General features: G+C 36.8%; 11 protein-coding genes. 6 read left to right on the top strand and 5 right to left on the bottom strand.

The window, feature by feature from the left end; all coding sequences use genetic code 11:
* Nucleotides 1-178 precede the first annotated feature (178 nt).
* The gene (locus tag B2Z27_RS13960) at nt 179-994 is read right to left on the bottom strand and encodes an NUDIX hydrolase (protein ID WP_286814102.1); all 816 of its coding nucleotides are present in this window, start codon (nt 992-994) and stop codon (nt 179-181) included.
* Between the two features lie 309 nt (nt 995-1,303).
* On the opposite strand from B2Z27_RS13960, the gene B2Z27_RS13955 reads away from it, so the two are divergent.
* The 5 genes from B2Z27_RS13955 to B2Z27_RS13935 all read left to right on the top strand — a co-directional run bounded on the left by B2Z27_RS13955 (nt 1,304) and on the right by B2Z27_RS13935 (nt 11,049).
* Complete coding sequence (locus B2Z27_RS13955; RefSeq protein WP_286814101.1) at nt 1,304-3,904, top strand: TonB-dependent receptor; 2,601 nt, start codon at nt 1,304-1,306, stop codon at nt 3,902-3,904.
* Between the two features lie 208 nt (nt 3,905-4,112).
* Nucleotides 4,113-5,666, top strand: coding sequence for a sulfatase family protein (locus B2Z27_RS13950; RefSeq protein WP_286814100.1), 1,554 nt, complete (start codon nt 4,113-4,115; stop codon nt 5,664-5,666).
* 34 nt (nt 5,667-5,700) lie between these two features.
* The gene (locus tag B2Z27_RS13945; protein ID WP_286814099.1) at nt 5,701-9,153 is read left to right on the top strand and encodes a ThuA domain-containing protein; all 3,453 of its coding nucleotides are present in this window, start codon (nt 5,701-5,703) and stop codon (nt 9,151-9,153) included.
* Between the two features lie 21 nt (nt 9,154-9,174).
* Nucleotides 9,175-10,035, top strand: a complete 861-nt coding sequence (locus tag B2Z27_RS13940; protein WP_286814098.1) for a ThuA domain-containing protein — start codon at nt 9,175-9,177, stop codon at nt 10,033-10,035.
* A 30-nt stretch (nt 10,036-10,065) separates the two neighbouring features.
* Entirely contained in the window at nt 10,066-11,049 is a 984-nt protein-coding gene (locus B2Z27_RS13935; protein ID WP_286814097.1) for a sugar phosphate isomerase/epimerase family protein, read from the top strand.
* Here the strand turns inward: B2Z27_RS13935 and B2Z27_RS13930 are convergent.
* The 3 genes from B2Z27_RS13930 to B2Z27_RS13920 form a co-directional block, all read right to left on the bottom strand.
* Nucleotides 11,041-12,174 carry a glycerate kinase gene (locus B2Z27_RS13930; protein WP_286814096.1) on the bottom strand — a complete coding sequence of 378 codons (1,134 nt, stop codon included), beginning with the start codon at nt 12,172-12,174 and terminating at the stop codon, nt 11,041-11,043. The genes B2Z27_RS13935 and B2Z27_RS13930 overlap by 9 nt on opposite strands.
* Before the next feature lie 10 nt (nt 12,175-12,184).
* Nucleotides 12,185-13,789: a sodium:solute symporter gene (locus B2Z27_RS13925; protein WP_286814095.1), complete on the bottom strand. Its 1,605-nt coding sequence runs from the start codon at nt 13,787-13,789 to the stop codon at nt 12,185-12,187.
* A 102-nt stretch (nt 13,790-13,891) separates the two neighbouring features.
* Nucleotides 13,892-15,205, bottom strand: coding sequence for an MGH1-like glycoside hydrolase domain-containing protein (locus B2Z27_RS13920; protein WP_286814094.1), 1,314 nt, complete (start codon nt 15,203-15,205; stop codon nt 13,892-13,894).
* 156 nt (nt 15,206-15,361) lie between these two features.
* Between B2Z27_RS13920 and B2Z27_RS13915 the strand changes: the two genes are divergently transcribed.
* The gene (locus B2Z27_RS13915) at nt 15,362-16,387 is read left to right on the top strand and encodes a LacI family DNA-binding transcriptional regulator (protein WP_286814093.1); all 1,026 of its coding nucleotides are present in this window, start codon (nt 15,362-15,364) and stop codon (nt 16,385-16,387) included.
* 14 nt (nt 16,388-16,401) lie between these two features.
* On the opposite strand, the gene B2Z27_RS13910 is transcribed toward B2Z27_RS13915, so the two are convergent.
* Nucleotides 16,402-17,943, bottom strand: coding sequence for an acyl-CoA carboxylase subunit beta (locus B2Z27_RS13910; protein ID WP_286814092.1), 1,542 nt, complete (start codon nt 17,941-17,943; stop codon nt 16,402-16,404).
* Between the last annotated feature and the right edge of the window lie 2 nt (nt 17,944-17,945).

Genomic DNA, 17,945 nt, shown 5'->3' with positions numbered 1-17,945 from the left:
ATTGTTGTCAATACACCGAAAGTAAAGGTATACCAAGAGATAGCTGTGGAAAGTATTAATTATAGTACTGATAAATAATGAAAATCAATCATTTTAATCAGTCCTATTATGCTCGATATATGTGGAAAACAGACCAAAATTATAGAATAAAGTGATGAAAACAGTTCTCTAATAACGTTTAAAACAATCCTATACCTTTCTGCAAAAGTGCATTGTATTTTTCTTCATCGAACATATATAAATATGGTGCCTTATTTGAAGCTCCGGTCATTTTTTTTTCAAGGCGAATTAAAATATCAAGTTTCAAAAACTTTCTTTGAAAATTGCTTCGTACGAGTTTAATACCAAGAATAGCTTCGTATAATTTTTGCACATCTTGCATAGTAAAAGCCTCTGGTAGCAAAGATTTACTTATAGGTAAATAATTAAGTTGAATTCTTATTTGTTCTAGACATTTTTGAACAATAAAAGAGTGGTCTAATAAGAGCTCTGGAAGGTGATCAACATTCACCCAATGACATGAATCACTAGTCATATCAGGTGTTAATTCGGCTTTTTCAATATCAACAAAAGCAAAATAACCGGTGGTTATAAATCTATTTTCCAGCCATTTTGCAAACTTGGAATTAACTTCGGAAACTTGTTGAAACAAAGGTTCCCCTTTTTCATTTTTTATATCCCATAATGTAGGTCTTTCTTTTGCACCAAACGTATAAAACTGCTCCAAAAATAAATCTTTAAGACCTGTTCTATCATATAAAACACGCTGAGCAGCCGCATCTATATGCTCGTCAATTTTTATAAAACCTCCTGGCAAAGTATAGAACTCCCCAAAATTCATTTTCATAAGTAGAATCTTTAATTCTTGGTCTTGATATCCAAAAATTGCACAATCTACAGAATGACCAGGTTGATACTCATTAATGTCAAATGAATTTATTCTTAAATAATTCTGTACTATATAACTAGTAACATCATCTATTACAGGTTTCATGTATTTATTTTTTTATAAAACGTCATCAACTCTATTGGTAAAGATAAACTTCACATAAAATTTAACACCCTTATTTGTCGAAATTCATTTCTCCAATCTTTCAAAAGGCAAACATTTCTGAATCTCAAGTATAGCTAAATAATAATAGAAAATTACCTAAAAATCCTCAAACTAATTATTTCATAATAACAAAAGAACAAAAAAGAGATAACTATAATTTTTTATATCATTTTTTGGCAATATAGAAATATTTATATACTATTGTATTAAATTGATACAATAGATTTTGTATTTTAACACTACGCTATTATGAAAACCAACAATCAACCTAACTCAACAAAAAAGTCGATTCTTCAGTTTAGAATTGGCATTTTAACGATGTCCTTATTGCTATCGTTATTGTCTGTTCCCAACTCTTGGGCTTCTACAAAACATAGTTTTGATAACGTACTACAAGAATCTACAATTACTGGAACTATTACAGATGAAAGAGGCGAACCATTGCCAGGTGCAACAGTACAAGTTGTAAATACAACAGTTGGCTCCGTTTCCGATTTTGACGGTAAATACACGATAACAGTACCTAATAGTGCTACTAAATTATTATTCTCCTATTCCGGTTTTGCCCAACAAGAAGTTTCAATTGAAGGCAAAACAACCATCAACATCACCTTAGTTGAAAGTGCATTATCTCTTGAAGAAGTCGTACTAACAGGTACTACAAACCCTCGTAAAAAGATTGAATCAAGTGTGGCTATTTCTACATTAAGCGTTAAGGAAATGGAAAGTCGTGTAATTCGTAACAGTGCAGATTTATTAAAATCAGTACCAGGTTTATGGGTTGAAAGTACTGGTGGTGACGGACCAGGTAATGTTAGGGTAAGAGGATTTCCTGATGGTGGCTATGCGTTTATGGGTATCATGGAAGATGGCCTACCTGTTTTTCAAGCAGGCACAAATTCAATTCCTTCTCCCGATCAATTTTTTAAGGTAGATGCTACAATAAAACAGTCAGAAGCAATTAGAGGTGGTACAGCCCCAATAATTATGCAAGGTGCCGCAGGTGCCTTAGTAAACAATATTACTAAAACAGGTGGTAATGAATTTGAAGGATTAGCTAAATTATCTACAAGTCCTAATCAAGACATGTACCGATTAGATCTTAATTTAGGCGGACCAATATCAGAAGGGTTGCATTACAACATCGGTGGTTTTTTAAGAACCGATGACGGTGTTTATGACTATGGCTATGCTGCAAACAGAGGTGGGCAGATCAAGGCTAATGTTGTAAAATATTTAGATAAAGGTTCTATTAGAGTTTATACAAAATTCATTCATGAAAAGGTAAATTGGAACCTGACCTCACCGTACATTTTCAATAAAAATGGTGATTTAGGTGACGTACCAGGTTTTGATAATAAAAAGGACGGCGCTGGTTTAAACGGGGCAGATACTCAATACAGTTACACCCTACCTAGCGGTGAGGTGGTTAATAGAGATGTTCAAGATGGTTTTTATACCAATTTAATTTCTGGCGGATTTGAATTTAAACATGAATTGGGAAATAACTGGTTCTTTAAAAACAACTTTAGAATAGATGATATTACACATAATAACGATACCGATGTATTAACAGGCATTGCCGTATTAGACACCAACAATTCATATTTCTATACTGATGGAACCCAAATTGAAGATGTAGCCAATTTAAATGGTAACGGATTAGGAATGGGGGCTGTTATTATAGCGTCGGACAATAAGTATAAAAACTTGATCAATAGACTAGAAATATCTAAAAGAGGTGATAAGAACGGATTAACCATTGGTCTTGAATATTTTAAGTATCAATTAGAGAGTTCTAGTTCGCAAGCATTGGTTACCAAAGAACTTACACATGCCCCAAGGTTATTGATTGCAAATGACCCTAGTGCATCGGCATTTTTACCCGTAGCCCTTTTAGCTCCAGGAGGTATTACCCAAGCAGATGGTACAGAGAATACGATTTCCATTTACATTACCGATGAATTGGAATTATCGGACAAATTAAGATTGGATACCGGTTTTCGTTATGACCATAAATCGTTAAAAGGAAACAACTTTGGTAAAGATGGCTCTTCCATATTTGCTGGTGGTGCCGGCTATACCATTGGTGCCCCTGTAGCTTTTGATGAAAGCCAAGGAAACTGGGTAGCATCTATAGGTCTTAATTATAAAATTAATGATGGCTTTGCATTGTTTGCAAGAGGAAGCAGAGGTTATAATGGTCTTAAATTAGGAGATTTTACAGCCGATGGAGCAGATGCTACCGCATTGACAGAATTAGATACAAGAGTAATAAGACAAGGTGAAGTTGGCTTCAAATATAGCTCTCCAAGTTTCGGTCTATTCTCTTCATTGATTTATGCCGATGTAAATAACCTGGCGAAAGGTATTGCCATACCAGGTCCTAGCGGTTTAGTAAACCAACAAATATTTATTTCTTCAAGAACCATATCGGCAGAAATAGAAGCATCGTACAAAATAAACAAGAACTTCAATTTAAAATTGATAACCACTGTACAAGATCCTGAATATACGGATCTAACATTTACTGCCAACGAGGGTACATTCGTTGAAGGACAAACATTCGATTGGGCAGGAAACACAGCAGAGAGGGTTCCTAAACTAACCGCTGATATGACCATAAATTACTCGGGAAAAAAACTAAATGCTTTTACCGGACTAAGGTATTATTCCAAAAGATGGTCTACACCTGCCAACAACGTAGAACTTAAAGGCTTTTCTGAAGTATATCTAGGTGCCGGATATAACTTTTCAAAATCCTTAAATCTCAATTTCAACGTAGCCAATTTGTTCAACACCATACAACTAACAGAAGGTAATACTAGAGGAGATCAATCAGTTTGTTGACATTGATACAATTGACGGTACACCAAGATTGGGAAGAAGAAATTTACCAAGAACATTCTTTATAAATATGACCTATAAGTTTTAATTCATTGTGTTTAGTTTAATAATTGTATGGGCAAAAGTCATTCTTTAATTAGAATGACTTAGTTCATATAAATAGCTACTAAAACTTTAAATCCAACCACTATAAAATTCATAAACCAAGAACATGAAAAAGTTTTTAAAAATATTCTATCGCATATGGAAATCCTTGGTTTCCGTTTTAGGTTATATTCTTGCCATATCAATTATAGCAGTACTTTGCATTGTATTTATTTGGTATCCAATTAAAGTAAGTATTTATAAGCCAGAAAATCCAACTCACTTAAATCAGAAAATTTCATATTTAAAAGAGGTTTCTTCTCAACATATTCCAGATTCTTTAAAACCCAATGTTGTCATCATTATGTTTGACGATTTAGGGCATGGCGATTTAAGTTCATATGGCAATAAACTTATACAAACTCCGAATATTGATAGTGTTGCCAGTAAGGGTGTTAAATTCACCAACTTTTATTCAAGTTCACCAGTATGTACACCATCTCGTGCCGGAATGTTAACTGGCAGACTTCCAATACGAACCTTGGCAGGCAATGTCTATTTTCAGACAGGGTCAACTTTCGCAAATGTACAGAAAGTGATGGGCAATAAAAACGAATTACCACAAGATGAAATTCTTTTACCTGAGGTCTTCAAAGCTGCTGGTTATACCACAGGAATGATGGGTAAATGGCACTTAGGGGACATCAATGGTCATTTACCCAACGATTTTGGTTTTGACCATTTCTTTGGTGTTCATTATAGCAATGACATGTTGCCCCTACATGTATATAGAAACGAAAACATTGAAATTGAGGACAAAACAGAAATGTCAGATGGCAGTAAATTACATACAGACCATCAAGATGATATAAAAACCCCAGGGCTAGACCAATCTAACTTGACCCACTTATATACTGAAGATGCCACAAACTTTATTACTGAAAACAAGGACAATCCATTCTTATTATATTTTGCCCATTCTTTTCCGCATGTACCACATTATGCTTCAAAAGAACATGCAGGTGAATCAGATGGTGGTCTGTACGGTGATATTGTAGAAGACCTTGACAGAAGTGTAAAAGTTGTGATGGATGCCTTACAAAAAAACGGATTAGAAGAAAATACAATCGTCATTATTACCAGTGATAATGGTGCCGACTTAAATGGAAGCGCCGGTAATTTAAAAGGTAAAAAACAAACCACTTTTGAAGGTGGTCAACGCGTACCACTTATCGTTCAATGGAAAAACCATTTACCAGCAGGCTTAGAGACCGATCAAATGGCAATGAATACAGACTTTTTTCCTACGCTATTGAATGTTCTCGATTTACCAATGCCCAAAGACCGAATGATAGATGGCAAAAATATTTGGCCAATATTACAAGGCGAAAAATCGCCACATGATTATTTATACTACACCAAAAACGCAAACGGAGAAATAAAAGGAATTCGTAATGATCGATATAAATATCATGTAGCTGCCTACCAAGCGGTTCCATTATTCGGTTCTTTTGGTTTTGTAAAAAATCAAAAACCTCAACTCAATGATTTATTGCTAGATGGAGAAACTCATAATCTTATAGAGAAATACCCAGAGATCTCTAAAGATTTGGAACATCGGATGAATAAAAAAATTGAAGAATTAGACACAAAGAACAACAAGCGTGGATGGTTAGACTAACCAACAAACCTCTATAATTAAAATTGGTATTAAAATGACAGAAGTAAAAAAAGGAAGAACAAAAAGAAGAATCATTAGGGTTCTTGTTGGTTTGGGCATACTAGCCGCCATTATTGCAATTGTTGGGTATTTTGCACTAAAACCTGCGGAGGTTAAAGTTTTGGTATTCTCTAAAACCGAAGGTTTTAGACACGAATCCATTGAGCCGGGTATTGCAGCAATAGAAAAAATAGGAGAAGCAAATAACTTTACTGTTGTTGCAACAGAAGATGCCGAAAATTTTAACCAAGATTACCTAAAAGATTTTATGGCGGTAGTCTTTCTAAACACCACAGGCAATGTATTAGATCCCGTACAACAAAGCCAGATGGAGCGCTTTATACAAGCAGGTGGCGGTTTTGTAGGTATACATGCCGCAACGGACACTGAGTATGGTTGGCCATGGTATGGTAAATTAGTTGGCGCATATTTTGATAGTCACCCGCTTAACCCAAATGTTCAGGAAGGAGAAGTAACTATAGTACAACCCAACCATGCAGCTACAGATTCATTACCACCATCATGGACCGTTGCCGATGAGTGGTACAATTTTAAATCTATTGAACCCACCAATACGATTCTCATTACCTTGGATGAATCTACTTATGAAGGTGGTACCAACGGTGCAAACCACCCTATTTCCTGGTATAAGGAATATGATGGCGGTAGGTCTTTCTATACCGGTTTTGGGCATACCAACGAACAGTTTTCTGATGCCAAATTTTTAAGTCATTTAAAAGGAGGTATCAAATATGCCATTGGGTTAGGACAACCTGTAGATTATAGTAAGGCATATGCTGAATTAGTGCCAGAAGAAAATAGGTTCAACAAAGTGATGTTCACTCAAAACCTAAATGAACCTATGGAACTTGATTTTCTGTCGGAAAAAGAAATTGTTTATGTAGAACGTAAAGGCGGAATACATATTTATGACCTAGAAAAAGGAAAGGATTCCTTGATTGCTACCCTTGACGTATTTTCTGGCTTAGAAGATGGATTATTAGGTATTGCCGTTGACCCTAATTATAAAGAAAACAATTGGGTTTATCTGTATTACTCAGAGAACAAGAATGACAATAACCAAAATCTATCTCGCTTTAAATTAGCAGATTATTCACTTGACCTATCATCAGAGAAAATACTACTACAAGTGGAAACTCAGCGCGATGAATGTTGTCACTCCGGGGGCTCGGTAGAATTTGGACCAGATGGTAATCTGTACCTTTCTACAGGTGATAATACTAGTCCCCGTGTAGATGGTTTTGCGCCTTTGGACAATAGTGAAGGTAGATCAGCTTGGGATGCACAAAAATCTGCAGGGAATACCAATGATTTAAGAGGAAAAATTCTACGTATTAAACCAGAAGCCGATGGCACATACAGCATACCAAAAGGAAACTTATTTGCTGAAGGTACACCTAAAACACGCCCAGAAATTTATGTTATGGGCAATCGTAATCCCTATAGAATATCTATAGATTCAAAAACAGGCTTTTTATATTGGGGTGAAATTGGTCCAGATGCCAATGGAGATTCTTTAAACCTAGGTCCAAAAGGATATGATGAAATTAATCAGGCGCAAAGTGCCGGTAATTTTGGTTGGCCTTATTTAATAGCTGACAATCAACCGTACCATACTCGAGATTATGTCAATAATTCTACCGGTGTTGCATACGACTCATTAAAACCAATTAACGACTCGCCCAATAATACCGGGTTACGTGAATTACCACCTTCACAACCGGCCATGATATACTATCCATATGCAGCATCAGATAAATTTCCTGCTTTGGGAAGTGGATCAAGAAATGCTATGGCAGGCCCTATATACTATAGCGAAGATTATGGTGAAAGTGAATTGAGCTGGCCCGATTATTTTGATGGTAAATTATTGGCATACGATTGGATGCGCGGATGGATTTTTGCCGTAACCATGAAAGAAGACGGTTCTTTTGAAAAAATGACTCAGATTCTACCAAATATGAAATTCAACAACACCATAGACATGGTTTTTGGACCTGACGGAGCCTTATATATTTTAGAATATGGTTCTGGTTGGTTTTCACAAAATGCCAATGCTACCCTATCTAGAATAGAATACATAAAAGGAAATAGAGCCCCTAAAGCGGAAATTGCCGCAGACAAAACTATTGGCGCTAATCCTTTGACCGTGAATTTTGCGGGTAGAAATTCCATTGATTATGATGGTGATGAACTTACGTACAAATGGACTTTTGGTGATGGCGATGAAACTTCATCAGAAGTAAATCCTGTTCATGTTTTCAATGAATCTGGAAAGTACAAGGTAAAGTTAGAAGTTACCGATGCTGAAGGAAAAGTATCTAATTCTGAGACAGAAATAATGGTAGGCAATGAACTACCAGAACTTTCATGGAAAATAACAGGTGGCAATAGTAGTTTTTATTGGCCAGATGCCCCTGTAAATATCGATTACAAAGTAGACGTAACAGATGCAGAAGATGGTAAACTATCAGACGGTTCTTTAGATGCATCACGGGTAATTGTCTCATTCGATTATTTAGCGGAAGGAAATGACAAGGTTCTAGCCATGAAAAATCACTCTGACATGAGTGATGCGGCACAATCATCCGTAGGGCTAAACCTAATAAATGCATCAGATTGTATGGCATGTCATAAAGAGTCTGATAAATCTATAGGACCATCATATATGGATATTGCCAACAAGTATGCAACCATAGCTGGTTCCACTGAAATGCTAGGCAATAAAATCATAAATGGAGGAAGCGGTAATTGGGGTCAAGTACCAATGGCAGCTCACCCAGGTTTAAGTACTACCGAAGCCAACCAAATGGTCGAATACATTTTAAGTTTATCAGAGAGCGCAGCACCTAAAAAATCTAAATATCCGCCAACAGGAAGTTATACCAGCAAATCTCATATTGGCAGTAAAACCCAAGGTACATATGTACTTACGGCAAGCTATACAGACTTGGGTGGTGGTGAAATAGAAGGACTCAATGCACAACAAACATTTTTACTACGTTACCCAAAATTAGAAGCAGAAAATTTTGACGAAGGTTCTTCTCAAAAAATGAACGTACCGGCCGGCACCATACCTGATTTAGATGAGTCTTTAGGGATTGCAGTAGGTCAAAAAGACTCTTACTTCATGTTCAAAGACATGGACCTATCTGGTGTAAAAGGTGTTAAGGGTAGGTTTGCCGTCGCAGCAGGCATGATAAAAGGCGGTGATGTAGAATTTCGTGTTGGTGGCATCGATGGTGAGTTAATAGGTATAATAGTTATTGAAGTCGGACTCACAGATTTCGGGCTAAAAGAATTTCAAACCAATTTTACTTCATTAGTTGAAGGAAGAGAAGATTTATATGTGGTTTTTAAAACTGAAGAAAAAGATGAAGGTACAATAGTAGGTGTTGTAGATTGGTTAGAATTTTCAAACAAATAGTTAAATTAATTCTTTGTCTCTATGAGTATTAAACGTAAAATAAAAATAGCACTTTTAGCCATTGCAGGAGTGGTTTTATTGATTGTCATGGGAATGGGCATTTTCATATACAAGGCATTTTATGGCATCAATTTTTATGATAGTAACCCGCCAGAATTACCAGCTAACCTAACTGGTAATACCGTATTGGTGTTCTCCAAAACAAATGGTTTTAGACATGATGATGCTATAGAAGCCTCTTTACCTGCATTTGAAAAGATGGCGAATGTTAATGGATGGAACCTATTCACTACAGATAATGGTGCCGTATTCAACCCAGAGCAATTACAGAAATTCGATGTAGTCATTTGGAACAATACGAGCGGAAAAACTTTAGACGAAGAGCAACGTCAGCATTTTAAAAAGTATTTAGAAAATGGCGGTGGTTTTGTAGGTATTCATGCTGCGGGTGATAATTCACATCAATGGGATTGGTATACCAAAGAAGTCTTGGGCACCCTTTTCTCCCACCATCCCATTAACCCACAATTTCAAACAGCAACAATGCATTTAGAAGATAGTGATCCTAAATTGACCATTGGTCTAGATGAAACTTGGGAAAGGCACGAAGAATGGTACATGTTTTTTGACAATCCTAGAGATAAAGGTTTTGATGTTTTATATACCGTTGATGAATCTACCATTAACCCAAACGGAAATATTCCAATACTGGCAACGGATAAGGATTTGGGAATGGGAGAAGATCACCCTGTAGTATGGTACCACCCTTTAAAAAAAGGAAGGGTAATATATTCCTCATTAGGGCATAGCGGCGAATCGTTCAAAGAACCGGGGCATTTAATTTTATTAAAGAATGCGATTAATTGGGCAGGTAGATTTTAAAATATAAATAGATTATTTAAAAACATACATATGAATAAAAGGCGAAAATTTATAAAACAAATAGGTTTAGGAACTTTAGGCACAGGTTTCTTGACCACTTTACCAAATTCCCTTTACGCCAAGAACATTGCTAAGAGCTATCCCATTTCATTGGCACAATTTTCTTTGGCTTCAGAATTTTTTATGGGAAAACATAATACTTTGGAATTCCCCGCTAGAGCCCAAAAAGATTTTGGAGTAAATATAGTTGAATATGTTTCTATGTTTTTTGCTGATAAAATGAACGACTCTTCTTTCTTTAAAGAACTTAAATTGCGAACTGACGATTTAGGGGTAACAAATCATCTAATCATGGTTGATGATGAAAATATCGCCGACCTTGATAAAACAAAAAGAGAACATGCCGTAGAGAGTCATTATAAATTTGTAGACGTCGCAAAAGTGTTGGGTTGTAGCTCTATTAGAGTCAACTTAGGTAGTTTAGAGCAAACAGGCACAGCAGAAGCAGTTAGCGATGCCGCTTTAGAAGGCTACAGCAAGCTTTTAAAATATGGCGATGATCATGAAATGAACATTATAGTCGAAAATCATGTAGGCCATTCTTGTAATGGCAAGTGGTTGGCAAATATAATGAAACAGGTTAACCATAAAAGAGCTGGAGTACTACCCGATTTCGGTAATTTCTGTGTCAACCGCACTAAGCCAGAAACAATGGATATTGCCGGATACATGAACACCAAATGTTTGGAACAATATGATATGTACTTAGGTATAGAAGAGCTAATGCCCTATGCCAAAGGGGTAAGTGCCAAAACTCATAAATTCGATTCACATGGAAATGAAACCGAATTGGATTTCAAACGCATTTTTAATATTATAGAAAAATCTGGATTTGACGGTATTATCGGTATAGAATATGAAGGCGGATTAATGCATGCGCAGGGTATTGAAGGTTACGTTAGCAACGAAGAAGGAATTATGGCTACTAAAAAATTAATACAAAAGTCAATGTAACCACTTAATCAAACTTGCAAAATTAAAGGTGGCATTTACGAGGTTGTTCTTACTCTGCTCCATAGCCTGATTTAAAGTAGAAATGCCTCTTACAATCGATGCCACATAATTTAACCCGAATTTTTGTTGCTGTGCAACGCTAATACTTACCGAGCCACAAAGTGCGGCAACGGGTATATTCTTAGATTTGGCAGATTTTACTACCCCATCTATGGTCTTGCCAGAAAGCGTTTGCTCATCTAACTGACCTTCGCCGGTAATGATCCAATCTGCTCCTTCAATAGCATTATTAAAATCTGCCAATTCCTTGACCAAATTATTCCCAGAAATTAATTCTCCGTTTAGAAAAACAAGGGCGCCACCACCAACACCACCTGCTGCACCGGAGCCACTTACTTTCTGTAAATCGATTTCATAGCGATTCTTAATAATTTCTGCAAAGTTGCACAAACCCTGATTTAGAAATATAATCTCATTTTCAGAAGCACCTTTTTGTGCCCCATAAATATAAGCGGCACCTTGTAGCCCATAAAAAGGATTGGTGACATCACATGCGACTTTCACTTTTACCCCATCTAACCTATGATGCTTGTTGGAATCATCTATAGTTTTCACCTTTGAAAGATGTTTCCCTATTGGGGATAACTCCAGTCCTTTTTCATCCGAAAAGCGAAAACCCAACGCATTTGCCATGCCCATACCACCGTCATTGGTAGCACTGCCGCCAATACCTAAAATAATTTCTGTTGCTCCTTTTTCAAGCGCATCATAAATAAGTTCTCCCGTACCCAATGTTGTCGTTTCCATGCAGTCAAACTCATCTACATTCAACAATTTCAATCCTGATGCTTCAGCCATCTCTATGTAGGCAATCTTTGTTTCATCAGAATATAAATAAGAAGCATTTATAGGTCTAAAAAGAGGATCTTTTACAGTAATGGTTACCGTTTCTCCTTTTATATAATGTTTAGCGACTTCCATGGTACCATCACCACCATCTGCTAAAGGCTTTTTCAAAATTTCGGCATCATTGAACACCATTAGGAGTCCTTCCTCTACGGCATCACAAAATTCGAAACCGGTTAGTGAGCCTTTAAACTTATCTGGTGCTATTACAAATTTCATTGCTATAAGATTAATTCAAAATATTTGGTAATGCAACACTAAAAGCAACTATTGCTACAAAGTAGGCCAACAATATTACCACTTCTTTTTTACCGGAATAATATTCAACCTTTAACCCTTCATTTACCCTTCTTTTAACCGTGTAGCTAACACCAAGCGCAACCAATACAGTAACTATACACCCCAGTGCATTCCACCAGAACCAAAAGATCTGAGGCACATATAGCCATAGGTAAACATTGAACAATACCCCAACGACTATACCTATATTGGCACCAAGAGCATGAGTTTTCTTGGTAAGTATTGCCAAAATAAAAGCTGCCAAAATTGGACCATAGAAAACAGAACTTATTTTATTGATCACCTCTATGACCGTGCCTTCTATACTGCCTGCAAAAAATGCAAAAAACAAACAGACCAGACCCCAAAAAATAGACAGTAACTTTGAATAGGTCATGTATTTTTTATCTGGCATATTAGTGTTGAATCTTTTTACGAAGTCTTCCATAGTTACGGCAGATAAGGAGTTTACCGTAGAACTCAAGGTAGACATAGCTGCTGACATGATAGCTACGATCAAAATACCGATTACCCCATTTGGCAAATACTTAATTATAAAGACCGGCACCATTAAATCTGCCTTTTTTCCTTGTAATGAAGTTATATTGGCTTGGTACACGGTTTCCATCTGTTCTTGAAAACTAACATCTTGCAACAACAATGTACCCAACACAAGCCCCATAATGCAATAGGTCAATGTAAACGGAAAACGCAATAATCCGTTGGCCATCATTAATTTTTTAAGGTTAGACATGCTACTTGAAGATAACAACCGCTGCGATTGGGTTTGATCGGTACCGTAATAAGAAGCGTACAAAAAGAATCCGCCAATGACCATGGGCCAAAACCCAAATTCATCATTACCATCGGCATTGTTAAAACCCCATTTGTTAAAATTTACCGCTGTAATTCTATCAGTATCCACATGGGTAAGAAAATTATCTATTCCACCAAGCTCACTAAAACCAAAGTACAAGCATATAATAATGCCAATAAAAAGGATACTCATTTGAATGACATCGCCCCATATCACCGCTTTCATACCACCTTGAAAAGAGTAGACCATGGTAATGAGTCCGATAATTAAAATGGAAATCCAAAAATCCAATCCAATAGTGGCTTGTAAAATTAAGGCCATAGTATATACCATAACCCCTGTAGCTACAGACCTGCTTATTTGAAAAACGAAACTTATTAATAAACGCGATGAAGAATCAAATCTTTTCTCTAAATATTCATATACGCTAACAATACCTGATTTATACAGTGTTGGTAATACTGCAATAAGCAAAAATGCCATTGCCAATGGTACACCCAACTCATACGTTAGCCACTGCATACCCCCACCATCTTTTAAACCGACGAAAGCAGGTGCCGAGATAAAACTTATGGCAGACAATTGGGTTGCCATTGCCGATAAGCTTAATGGCAGCCATGATGTTTTACGACCACCCAAAAAGTAATCGCCACCAGAGTTGTTTTCCTTGAACATGAAGCCCAACCCTAAAAACCCAACTAAATAAACGACAATAATGATATAGTCAACGTAGTTCATACCTTAGTTTCTATTTTTTTTGATTAAAAAGCCAACCATAACAATACCGAATATGTAGAATACAATTAAAAAGTAATCAATATAATTCATAACACATCAGTTTTAATCGGTATTCACCATATCAATATATAAAGCGGCGCTCCAAGAGAAATTATTACCGCCGTATCCCGTCTGATTTTTATCTCCGGTATCTCGTCTACAGTCAAAATATTCGTAAAAACCGTACTGCTGGATCAGTTCTAAACTGTCTATTTTAATCCGCTCTGCTAGATCTGTGTAACCGTTACTTCTTAGCCCACGAAAGAGCATCCAGTTCATATTGATCCACACAGGACCTCTCCAATATTTTCTAGGATTAAAACAATCATCAGTAGGATCAAACGATGCGCATAGGTATTTATCTTCTCCACCGAACTTCTCCATCATTGTTTTCACTAAAACCTGAGCTCTTTCTTCAGATGGAATATGTGCGAACAAAGGTGAAAAAGACGATGAGGTAATGTGACGAATAGGTTCTTCGTTTCTTAAATCATAATGTACATATGCCCCTAATGCCGCATCGAACAACTTATCATTGAAACTTTTAATACTTTTTGATTGCCATTGAGATAGCGTTGCAATTTTATCTTTATGACCCCCGATCAATTCATATAATTCAATTAACGCCTGATTAGATTTTATAAGCATTGCATTGAACAATGGATCTTGAACCAAAAAGGGGGATAACTCGGCAATTTTAGCATCATCATAATTGTGCTCTTTAGCAATATCGATAAGGTGCAGATAATGATCATACTCCCTTTTGGTAGGGCGCTGGGAAGCATCTACATGCGTAGTATCTTTTCTAACAAATGTATATTCCGGCGGATCCATCGTTTTCCAGATATCATCCCATACGGGGGAGTTGTCCGTACCAGATTCCCAGTTGTGATAAATGTAGACCAACCCTTCATCTTTTGGGTCTCTATTTTCGTAGAAATACACGTGATTGTCAAAAACCTTATCGATCTCTTCTTTGATAAAGTGCAACATATCATCCTTATCTTCTGCAATACCATACATTTCTTGCAACACAAAACCAGAAACCGGTGGTTGTGTCATACCAGTAGACCTATATTTTTTTGATGATAAAGGATGCAATTCAGATTGATGAAAATCTGCCCCAGGGAAATAGGAATCATTCTCCGTATGAAAAACAATATGTGGTATAAATCCGTTTTCCCACTGTGCATCAAGCAAGGTTCGCATTTCGGTTTTGGCTTTTTCTACGTCATAATGAGCAAAACCGATAGCTATAAAACCTGAATCCCACTTCCATTGAAAAGGATACAGCCCTGCACTAGGTATTGTAAATCCACCTTCTTGAAAATTTGCATCCAAGATTGCTATAGCCTTCTTATATAATTCTTTCTTCATATTATCCGGTATACATTAGTATGATATTAATAGTTGAAAATTAAAAATATCTGAATTCCCTAAAAGGGCTATGCTAATAACATCAATTTCCAATGCAATCGATACCGCAAACGTTTGCATTTTTATTGTAATATTGTAAAGTATTCTTTTTCAGATATGAACAAAAAAAGAAACATTACTTTAAAAGAACTTTCTAAAGAACTGAGTCTATCTATTTCAACAGTTTCAAGGGCGCTGAACGATCACCCGGATATTAGTCTTGCGACCAAAGAGAAGGTCAAAAAATTAGCCAAACAAATGAATTATATACCTAATTTATTTGCTAGGGGCTTCCGCTCACAAGAAACTCATATACTTGGTGTCATAGTACCCAACATCTCGCATTTATTCACTTCTACTATCTTAAAAGGAATTATTAAGGAAGCTGAATTAAGGGGGTACAGAGTAATTATCTCAGAATCTAATAATGACGACGCCAAACAAGTAGAAATGTTAAACACCATGACCCAGTTTGGAGTTGACGGAGTGCTAATATCATTGGCCAGAAAGACAAAAGATGTAGAAGAATTATTAAAGGTTTTAAATAGAATACCTATTGTATTATTTGACAAGGTATCAAGTAAAATACCTTGCACCCAAGTTGTTATCAATGAAGAAGAAGCTGCTTTTAACGCTGTTGAACATTTAATTGAACTCGGTAAGAAACGAATAGCCATTATTAAAGAAACTGAAAACTCATACAACTCAGAAAAGAGATTTGGGGGCTATTTGCGTGCTTTAAACCAATATAAAATACCCGTACGGGACAAGTTGATTTTAAGCACAGAAGATATTTCATTGGGTAATGGAAGACGGTTGGCCAATATTCTCATTAGTATGAAAAAACGTCCAGATGCCATTTTTGCCATTACCGATAATGCTGCAATTGGTGCTATAAAGGCATTACATAAATTTAAGATCAAAATACCCGATGAAATTGCCGTAGTAGGTTTTAGCAACTCTATCAACTCAACCATCATCAGTCCGGCTTTGACCACTGTTGACCAACCTGGCGACAAGATCGGTAGAACAGCGGTTCGGTTTCTAATTCAAGAAATAGAAAGTAAACCCAACGAAGTACATACCAAAACTGTTGAGATAAAGACCAGTTTGATCGTTAGGGATTCTTCACTAAAAGCTTAAAGTAAGACCACTTGTTACAACGGAATATTGCCATGCTTTTTCTTTGGCAAGACCGCTACTTTATTTTCAAGCAAGGTATAGGCTTTTATGAGTTTCCTCCTGGTGTCTTTAGGAAGAATAACCTCATCTATAAATCCTCTTTGTGCAGCACTATAGGGGTTGGCAAATAATTTTGCATATTCCGCCTCCTTTTCCGCTAATTTTGCTTCTGGGTCATCAGCAGCACTTATTTCCTTCCTAAAAATGATCTCACTTGCACCTTTGGCTCCCATAACGGCAATTTCCGCTCCAGGCCACGCATAATTTAGATCGGCACCAATATGTTTGGAGTTCATAACATCATACGCACCGCCGTATGCTTTTCTAGTAATTACGGTTACTTTAGGTACCGTTGCTTCACTTAGGGCATACAGTAATTTTGCACCGTTTGTGATAATACCGTTCCATTCTTGATCAGTGCCCGGTAAAAACCCAGGAACGTCTACCAATACTAAAAGCGGAATATTGAAACAATCGCAAAAACGAGTGAAACGCGCAGCCTTTTTAGAGCTATCAACGTCTAACACCCCCGCCAAACTAATAGGTTGATTGGCAACAATACCAATACTTTTGCCTGCCAACCTAGCGAACCCTACAACAATATTATCCGCATAGGCCTTATGTATTTCAAAGAAGGTATCCTCATCAACTATACCATTGATGACATGGCGCATATCATAGGGTTGATTTGCATTTATGGGCACAATATCTTCCAACACATCACGTACCTCATTACCAAGTGTATAGTGAACATCTTCGGGTTTATCTTCACAGTTTTGAGGCATATACCCGATCATCTGCTTAATTTGTTCTATACATTGAATATCATTAGCAGCCGTTAAATGTGTAACACCAGATTTAGTGGCATGTGCCGATGCGCCACCAAGTTCTTCTGATGTCACTTCTTCATTGGTTACCGTTTTTACCACATTAGGACCAGTGACGAACATGTAGCTAGAATTTTCTACCATTAAAGTAAAATCGGTCATGGCTGGCGAATATACCGCACCACCGGCACAAGGTCCCATAATAGCCGAAATTTGGGGAATTACTCCCGATGCCATTACGTTCTTATGAAAAATATCCGCATAGCCACCTAAGGATCGTACACCTTCTTGAATACGGGCACCGCCACTATCATTAAGACCGATCATTGGAACACCTATTTTCATGGCCATATCCATAATCTTACAGATTTTTTCGGCATGTGTTTCAGACAAGGCACCACCAAAAACGGTAAAGTCTTGTGCAAAGACGCAAACTTGTCTTCCGTTGATCGTACCATAACCAGTGACTACTCCGTCACCATAAAAAACTTGTTTTTCCATTCCAAAGTCTTTGGTACGGTGGGTAACCAAGGCACCCATTTCTTCAAATGATCCTTCATCCAATAAAAAATGAATTCTTTCATGAGCAGTTAACTTTCCTTTGGCATGCTGTTTATCAATACGTGCTTGACCTCCACCCAATTTGGACAATGCCAGTTTTTCCGCTAAAATCTCTTTATTATCTTTCATGC

This window comes from Maribacter sp. UBA3344 (assembly GCF_002362375.1).
In the GTDB taxonomy this organism is placed as follows: domain Bacteria; phylum Bacteroidota; class Bacteroidia; order Flavobacteriales; family Flavobacteriaceae; genus Maribacter; species Maribacter dokdonensis.
This window is presented reverse-complemented; position numbering and strand designations above follow the sequence as displayed.

What these genes read in the sequence shown, in the direction of transcription:
- B2Z27_RS13955 (WP_286814101.1), top strand. Translation starts at nt 1,304, where the DNA reads ATGAAAACCAACAATCAACCTAACTCAACAAAAAAGTCGATTCTTCAG.
- B2Z27_RS13910 (WP_286814092.1), bottom strand. Translation starts at nt 17,943, where the DNA reads ATGAAAGATAATAAAGAGATTTTAGCGGAAAAACTGGCATTGTCCAAA.
- B2Z27_RS13930 (WP_286814096.1), bottom strand. Translation starts at nt 12,174, where the DNA reads ATGAAATTTGTAATAGCACCAGATAAGTTTAAAGGCTCACTAACCGGT.
- B2Z27_RS13950 (WP_286814100.1), top strand. Translation starts at nt 4,113, where the DNA reads ATGAAAAAGTTTTTAAAAATATTCTATCGCATATGGAAATCCTTGGTT.
- B2Z27_RS13960 (WP_286814102.1), bottom strand. Translation starts at nt 994, where the DNA reads ATGAAACCTGTAATAGATGATGTTACTAGTTATATAGTACAGAATTAT.
- B2Z27_RS13915 (WP_286814093.1), top strand. Translation starts at nt 15,362, where the DNA reads ATGAACAAAAAAAGAAACATTACTTTAAAAGAACTTTCTAAAGAACTG.
- B2Z27_RS13935 (WP_286814097.1), top strand. Translation starts at nt 10,066, where the DNA reads ATGAATAAAAGGCGAAAATTTATAAAACAAATAGGTTTAGGAACTTTA.
- B2Z27_RS13940 (WP_286814098.1), top strand. Translation starts at nt 9,175, where the DNA reads ATGAGTATTAAACGTAAAATAAAAATAGCACTTTTAGCCATTGCAGGA.
- B2Z27_RS13920 (WP_286814094.1), bottom strand. Translation starts at nt 15,205, where the DNA reads ATGAAGAAAGAATTATATAAGAAGGCTATAGCAATCTTGGATGCAAAT.
- B2Z27_RS13925 (WP_286814095.1), bottom strand. Translation starts at nt 13,789, where the DNA reads ATGAACTACGTTGACTATATCATTATTGTCGTTTATTTAGTTGGGTTT.
- B2Z27_RS13945 (WP_286814099.1), top strand. Translation starts at nt 5,701, where the DNA reads ATGACAGAAGTAAAAAAAGGAAGAACAAAAAGAAGAATCATTAGGGTT.